Consider the following 5,749-nt stretch of genomic DNA (forward strand, 5'->3'; position numbering starts at 1 on the left):
CGGCGAGGGCGCGCGCCAGCTGGTCGCGCTGGCCAGGGCCGCCTCCGCCGACGCCCGCGTGGTCATCATGGACGAGCCCACGTCGGCGCTGGAGCACGCCGAGCTGGAGACCCTGTTCGGGGCGGTGCGGCGGCTGCGCGAGGAGGGCCGCTCGGTCGTCTACGTCACGCACCGGCTGGAGGAGCTGTACGGGATCTGCGACCGGGTCACGGTGCTGCGCGAGGGGCGGGTCGTGCACACGGGCCCGCTGGCCGGACTCGACCGCTTACGGCTGGTCTCGCTCATGCTGGGGCGGCCGTTCCATCCGGTGGAGCCCGCCCCGCAGGCCGGCGAGCCGGCCGAGCCCGCCGACCTGCCCGTGCTGGAGGCCAAGGGCCTGACCCGCCATCACGTGCTGGACGGGGTGTCGCTCGCCATGCGGGCGGGCGAGGTGATCGGCCTCGGCGGGCTGCTCGGCGCGGGGCGCAGCGAGACGGCGCGGGCCATCGCGGGCGTGCTGCCGGTGGACTCGGGCCAGGTGACGGTGGCGGGGGCACGTTCCCGCAAGTGGTCGATCAGGAGCGCCATCCGCGCCGGGGTCGGCCTGGTGCCGGAGAACAGGAAGACCGAGGGCATCGTGCCCACGCTGTCGGTGCGCGACAACATCGCGCTGGCGGCCTTACCCCGGCTGTCGCGGGCGGGGATCGTGTCGGACGCGCAGGTGGACAACATCGTGGCGACGTTCATGAAGCGGCTCGGCATCAAGGCCGTCTCCCCCCGGCAGCCCGCCGGGGAGCTGTCCGGCGGCAACCAGCAGAAGGTGCTGCTGGCGCGGTGGCTGGCCATGCACCCGAAGGTGCTGCTGCTCGACGAGCCGACCCGCGGAGTGGACGTGGTCACCAAGCTGGAGATGCAGGCGCTGCTGGACGAGCTGGCGGTGGACGGGCTGGCGATCCTGCTGATCTCGTCGGACGTGGGCGAGCTGGTGGAGAACTGCGACAGCGTGGTCGTGCTGCGGGACGGGGCGATCACCGAGCAGCTCACCGGCCCGGAGGTCACGGAGGACCGCCTGCTGGCCGCCCTGGCGAAGGACTGACCCGCCCGGGGCTGATGGCAAGGCCGTTCAGTCAGTGATTTGGGCTGTGGTCGAGGAGGCTCGCCTGACTGACCACCTGCCGGGCGGAGTCTTGGATGGCTTGGATCAGCGCGATGGTGGCGGGCGGGTCGGGTGGATCGCCGTAGGTGACGGCGTAGAGCCTGCGGGTATGGCTGGTGAGTTCGGTGGTGTGGATGTCGGGTCGGCGGTGGGCTTGTAACGCGAGTCCGGGCAGGGTGGTGACGCCTTTGCCGGCGGCGACGAGGGCTTGCACGACGACCATGTCGTCGCTGAGTGATGCGATGCGTGGAGTGAAGCCTTCTTGCCGGCACAGCGCGATCAGCTCGTCCTGGCACCGTTCGCAGCCGCCGATCCATGCGGAGTGGCGATGGTTCGCGACGCTGTCGTCGGGTCGCCGGCTTATGAGGTAGATCGGGTCGTCTCCGATGTGGAGGAGGCGAAATCCCTCTTCCTCGACCGGGGCGTCGGCGTACCGGAAGATGAGTGCGACGTCGATCTGGCCGCCTCGCAGCATCTGTAGCGCTTCGACCGGGTGACGTTCGACCAGGCTCAGCTCGAGTCCTGGGTGCGCCTGGGCCAACGTGACGGCCGCCTTGGGCACGAGCGTGCTCATCGTCGACGCGTTGGCGGCCAGGCGAACCCGCCCCGCCCGCAAACCGACCTGCGCTGCCAGCTCGTGGGTTGCCGCGTCGACCCTTCCCACGATCTCGGTGGCCCGGTTGGCCAGCAGTTGCCCTTCCGGGGTCAGTCGGATCCCACGACCCACCCGTTGGACGAGCTTGACACCGGTGGCCGCTTCCAAGCGAGACAGGTGATGACTCACCGACGGCTGCGAGTAGTGCAGCTCCCTCGCTGCCTCGGTCACGGACCCATGTCGCGCCACCGCGGCCAGAACCTTGAGATGGACCAGGTTCAGCATCGATCAAAGATATCAATGAGAACTTCGGAGAGTTGGCATTAGACGTCATCTATCTATCCATCCATGCTCTCTGGTGAGGGCGCCGGACGGCGGCGCCGAACCGACTGAGGAGGCACGATGAGCAAGCTCAGGTGTCACATCTCGATCTCGCTGGACGGTTTCGTCGCCGGCCCGAACCAGAGCGAGGAGAACCCGCTCGGCGAGGGTGGCGAGCGGCTCCACGACTGGGTAGCTCCGCTGGCCGCCTTTCGCCGAGCCCACGGCGAGCAGGCGGCGAGGTGAACGCGAGCACACCGGTATTCGAGGAGTCGATCGAGAACATCGGCGCCGGGGTGATGGGCAGGAACATGTTCGGCCCCATCGGCGGTGGCGCCTGGGGCGACGAGCAGTGGACGGGCTGGTGGGGTGACAACCCGCCCTACCACTACCACGTGTTCGTCCTCACCCATCACGCCCGTGATCCGGTGGAGATGGAGGGAGGGACCACGTACCACTTCGTCACCGACGGAATCGAGTCCGCACTCGAGCAGGCGAAGAAGGCCGCCGGCGGCAAGGACGTCATGCTGTGGGGCGGCGGCCACGTCGCTCGGCAGTACCTGGCAGCGGGACTGCTGGACGAGCTCGAGCTGCACGTCGTTCCGGTGTTGCTCGGTGGCGGTTCTCGCCTCCTCGACAACCTCGGGGACGCGGATGTGCGACTCGAGCAGGTCCGGGCCGTCGAGGCGCCCGGCGTCACCCACCTCAAGTACCGGATCTTGCCGGGTGCTCCATCATGATCAACCTGCTGGACCAGGTCATCGCCTGGAGCGCCGCGCTGAAGGCACTGCGCGGAGGAGAGCACCATGGAGCCTGATCGCCTGCAGACGTTCATCGACGACGTGGGACTCGTGGTGAGCAGCACCGACGACGAACACGAGATCACAGCGCGGGTTGGCGAGCGGCTGTCCGCTCTACTGGCCGGCGGTTACCGGCTTCCGCCGGAGGTCACGCGAGCATCGTCCGTGCGTCACGTGACGTATCCGCTCTACATCGCTCCCGACGACAGCTGGTCGATGGCGTCCGTGGTCTGGGACGTGGGTCAGCGGACCAGCGTGCATTCGCACGAGACGTGGGGCGTCGTCGGCATCTACGCGGGAGTCGAACTCGAGATCCGGTACCTCAAGCCGACAGCGTCCACCGCGAGCGCGCCACTGACGCCGGCCGGCGAAACACGGTGGGGGCCGGGGCAGGTGACCGTCTGCTGCACCACCGACGACGATGTCCATGCCGTCGCAGCCGTCGGCAGCGAACCTACTGTCGGGATCCACGTCTACGGCGGCAACATCGGCACGATCAGACGGCGGTCGTACGACCCCGCCACCGGCGAAACCCGCTGGTTCGTCTCCGGCTGGGACAGCCATGAGGACATGCCCTGAGTGCGCAGTAACCGGTAGCCGCCGTGGACGGGCAGGACCGCGGTCGTGGCGGCGGGCCGGTTCGCGCCTGGTCATCCCGGCGAGCCTCCTGGACCACGACCCAAAATCACCAACGGAACGGCCTTGGGGCTAGTAGACCGAGATGTGCGGATGGTCGTAGTGGTTGGCCGTCGTGCCACCCCGGTCCGACATGGTGCGCCAGGTGCCCGTCCTGACGTGCCAGATCCGCTGCCGGTAGATGATGTACATGATCCCGAACCGCTTGGCGTTCTTGATCGCCCAGTCGGCGATCTGGTTGCCGCGCTCGACCTCCGCCGCGGACGGCATCGCGCCGCCCCGGCTCAGCATGAAGTCGCAGGCCCGTCCCAGCGGATGTTCGCCTCCGTCCTGGATCGCCCGGTAACACCCGATCCCGTTCGGCGGGTCGAAGCGCTCCTGGATGAGCTGCTTGACCAGCCGCATCCTGGGCGTGATGTTCTCGGACCCGCCGGGCAGCTGCGGCACCCACGTGCCGTCCGGCCGCCGCACCCCCGGCGCCGAATACAGCTGATCGATCTTGTCCTTGATCCGCTCGATCTGCTTCTCGGCCTTCTTCTTACGCTGCTCCAGGTCGCCGACCGTCCGGGTGAGCTCCTTGGCGCGGGCGTCGGCCTCGTCCTTGGCCTGTTGGTGGGCGTTCCTGACCTGGGCGTAGCCGCGCAGCCGCGCGTCCTGGAGCGCGACGAGGTGCTGGTTGAGCGCCATGCGGCCGAGCAAGGACGTCGGGTCCTGGTTGCCGACGAGGAGGCCGATCTGGCCGGGTTCGCCGCCGATGTACTGGCTGACGGCCATGGCTCTGAGCTCGGCGGACTCGCGTTCGTAGACGGCCTGGGCGGTGGCCAGCTTCTCGCGTGCCGCTTTTTCGGATTTGTCAGCTTTTTGCTGGGCAATCCTGCTGTTGTAGTACTCGGTGATGAGCTTGTCCGACTCCTTCTGGAGCGCGGAGAGTTCCTTCTTGAGCTGCTTCACCGTGGGCTTGGGCTCGGCCTGCGCCGGAGCCCCCGCCATCAGGAGCGCCGCGCCGAGCGTCGCCACAGAGAGAGCGCGGACTGGACCGCGTAGTCGGTCGGCACGGGACACAACCGCCACACTTCTCCTTACCCCGAGCCGCAGGGCAGGTTCCGGTCAGCATTTATTCAGGCCGGGGGACGCCCTCTATCCGACAGCTGATAGTAGAGGATCATGCCGCCCGGCACACAACTTACGACTTTTCGGTATCACGCCGGCGCCGTACCCTTCGCACCACCATCTGCCGTCCGACCAGCACCGAACCGGGTACGACCACCAGCCCCAAAAGGCTCGATCCGAGGCCTAGGCCAACGTCGGCGTCCAGCAGCCCGTCGCCCTCGCCGCTGAGGATCGGCACGTTGACCGAAACCTTGACGGAGACGGAGATGAGCGGCTCCCTCTTCCTGGTAGGAGGCGGCGTGCCGGGATCAGGCGCCCTCGTCGTCGGCGGCTGGGTGACCGGTGGGCGGGTGGTCGGCGGTTCGGTGTCCGGCGGCCTGGTCGTCGGTGGCCGGGTAGCCGGGGGCTCGCTGGTGGGCGGCCGTGTGCTCGGCTGGCTGGAGCGCGTCGGCTGCCGGGTCGTCGGACGGTTGGTCGGCTCACGGGTGGGCGCGGGGGGCTCGGTGCGGGGTCCCCTCCCAGTCGGTCGGACCACGGGTGGAACGGTCGGGATCGCACTCGGCTCACCGGCGTACGTGACGGGCGGCGTATCCGTGATGGACTCGCTCGGGGTGGGCTCCGCCGACGTGGGCGGAGCAGAGGTAGGCGCGGCCGACGTGGGCGAGGCGGGCACCTGGGTGCGCGCCGCGGAGGGCGTGGCGGGCGGCAGCGCGACGCCCGGCCCCGGCTCCGGGGAGTCGGCCCAGATCACGAACGCCGACGTCACCGCGGCCGCGGTCGCCAGCACCAGCCCGCCCGTCACCGCGAACTTGCCCGCCGGCCCCAGCGTCGTCTTGAACACGCTGGTGGTGCTCTCCGCGGCAACCGTTTGCGCCCTCGGCAGCAGCGCGGCCAGCGGCACGGCCAGGACGCCGAGCCCGGCCCGTCCGCGCTGATCCCATTCCTCCCCGTACGCGGCGAGGGCGACGTCCTCCAGCTCGGTCAGGAACGCCTCCGCCGACTCGGGGCGCCCCGCCGGGTCCTTGGCCAGACCGTGTTCGACCAGCGGGCGCAGCGGCTCGTCGATGTCCTCCAGCGGGGGTGACACGTGCTGGTGCTGGTAGGCGAGCGCGGCCACGTTCTCGGCCTGGAAGGCCCGGTGGCCGGCCAGGC

Annotated in this window: 6 protein-coding genes and 1 pseudogene; 4 read left to right on the forward strand and 3 right to left on the reverse strand. The window is 69.4% G+C overall.

The annotated features are described in order from the left end of the window. The coding region (locus tag AB0J09_RS54360; protein WP_360710109.1) for a sugar ABC transporter ATP-binding protein at nt 1-1,075 on the forward strand (1,075 nt) is incomplete at its 5' end. 31 nt (nt 1,076-1,106) lie between these two features. On the opposite strand, the gene AB0J09_RS54365 is transcribed toward AB0J09_RS54360, so the two are convergent. Then, nucleotides 1,107-2,015, reverse strand: coding sequence for a LysR family transcriptional regulator (locus AB0J09_RS54365; protein WP_360710110.1), 909 nt, complete (start codon nt 2,013-2,015; stop codon nt 1,107-1,109). Between the two features lie 117 nt (nt 2,016-2,132). Here AB0J09_RS54365 and AB0J09_RS54370 point away from each other — a divergent pair, with 117 nt between their 5' ends. From AB0J09_RS54370 to AB0J09_RS54380, 3 genes are all read left to right on the forward strand, one after another. Further along, a complete protein-coding gene (locus AB0J09_RS54370) occupies nt 2,133-2,297 on the forward strand; it encodes a hypothetical protein (RefSeq protein WP_360710111.1) in 165 nt (54 codons plus the stop codon). Beyond that, nucleotides 2,294-2,791 carry a dihydrofolate reductase family protein gene (locus AB0J09_RS54375; RefSeq protein ID WP_360710113.1) on the forward strand — a complete coding sequence of 166 codons (498 nt, stop codon included), beginning with the start codon at nt 2,294-2,296 and terminating at the stop codon, nt 2,789-2,791. The genes AB0J09_RS54370 and AB0J09_RS54375 overlap by 4 nt, the downstream gene beginning before the upstream one ends. 66 nt (nt 2,792-2,857) lie before the next feature. Beyond that, nucleotides 2,858-3,430: a hypothetical protein gene (locus AB0J09_RS54380; protein ID WP_360710115.1), complete on the forward strand. Its 573-nt coding sequence runs from the start codon at nt 2,858-2,860 to the stop codon at nt 3,428-3,430. 129 nt (nt 3,431-3,559) lie between these two features. On the opposite strand, the gene AB0J09_RS54385 is transcribed toward AB0J09_RS54380, so the two are convergent. Together AB0J09_RS54385 and AB0J09_RS54390 are read right to left on the reverse strand one after the other, a co-directional pair. Further along, a complete protein-coding gene (locus AB0J09_RS54385; protein WP_360710116.1) occupies nt 3,560-4,504 on the reverse strand; it encodes a hypothetical protein in 945 nt (314 codons plus the stop codon). A gap of 166 nt (nt 4,505-4,670) precedes the next feature. After that, nucleotides 4,671-5,749 (reverse strand): annotated as a pseudogene (locus tag AB0J09_RS54390) (hypothetical protein); the annotation flags it as partial.

It is taken from the genome of Nonomuraea sp. NPDC049784, assembly GCF_040659615.1.
Lineage (GTDB): Bacteria > Actinomycetota > Actinomycetes > Streptosporangiales > Streptosporangiaceae > Nonomuraea.

Bases quoted from the DNA above. Each gene is read 5' to 3' on its own strand.
- AB0J09_RS54365 (WP_360710110.1), bottom strand. From the start codon at position 2,015: ATGCTGAACCTGGTCCATCTCAAGGTTCTGGCCGCGGTGGCGCGACAT.
- AB0J09_RS54370 (WP_360710111.1), top strand. From the start codon at position 2,133: ATGAGCAAGCTCAGGTGTCACATCTCGATCTCGCTGGACGGTTTCGTC.
- AB0J09_RS54380 (WP_360710115.1), top strand. From the start codon at position 2,858: ATGGAGCCTGATCGCCTGCAGACGTTCATCGACGACGTGGGACTCGTG.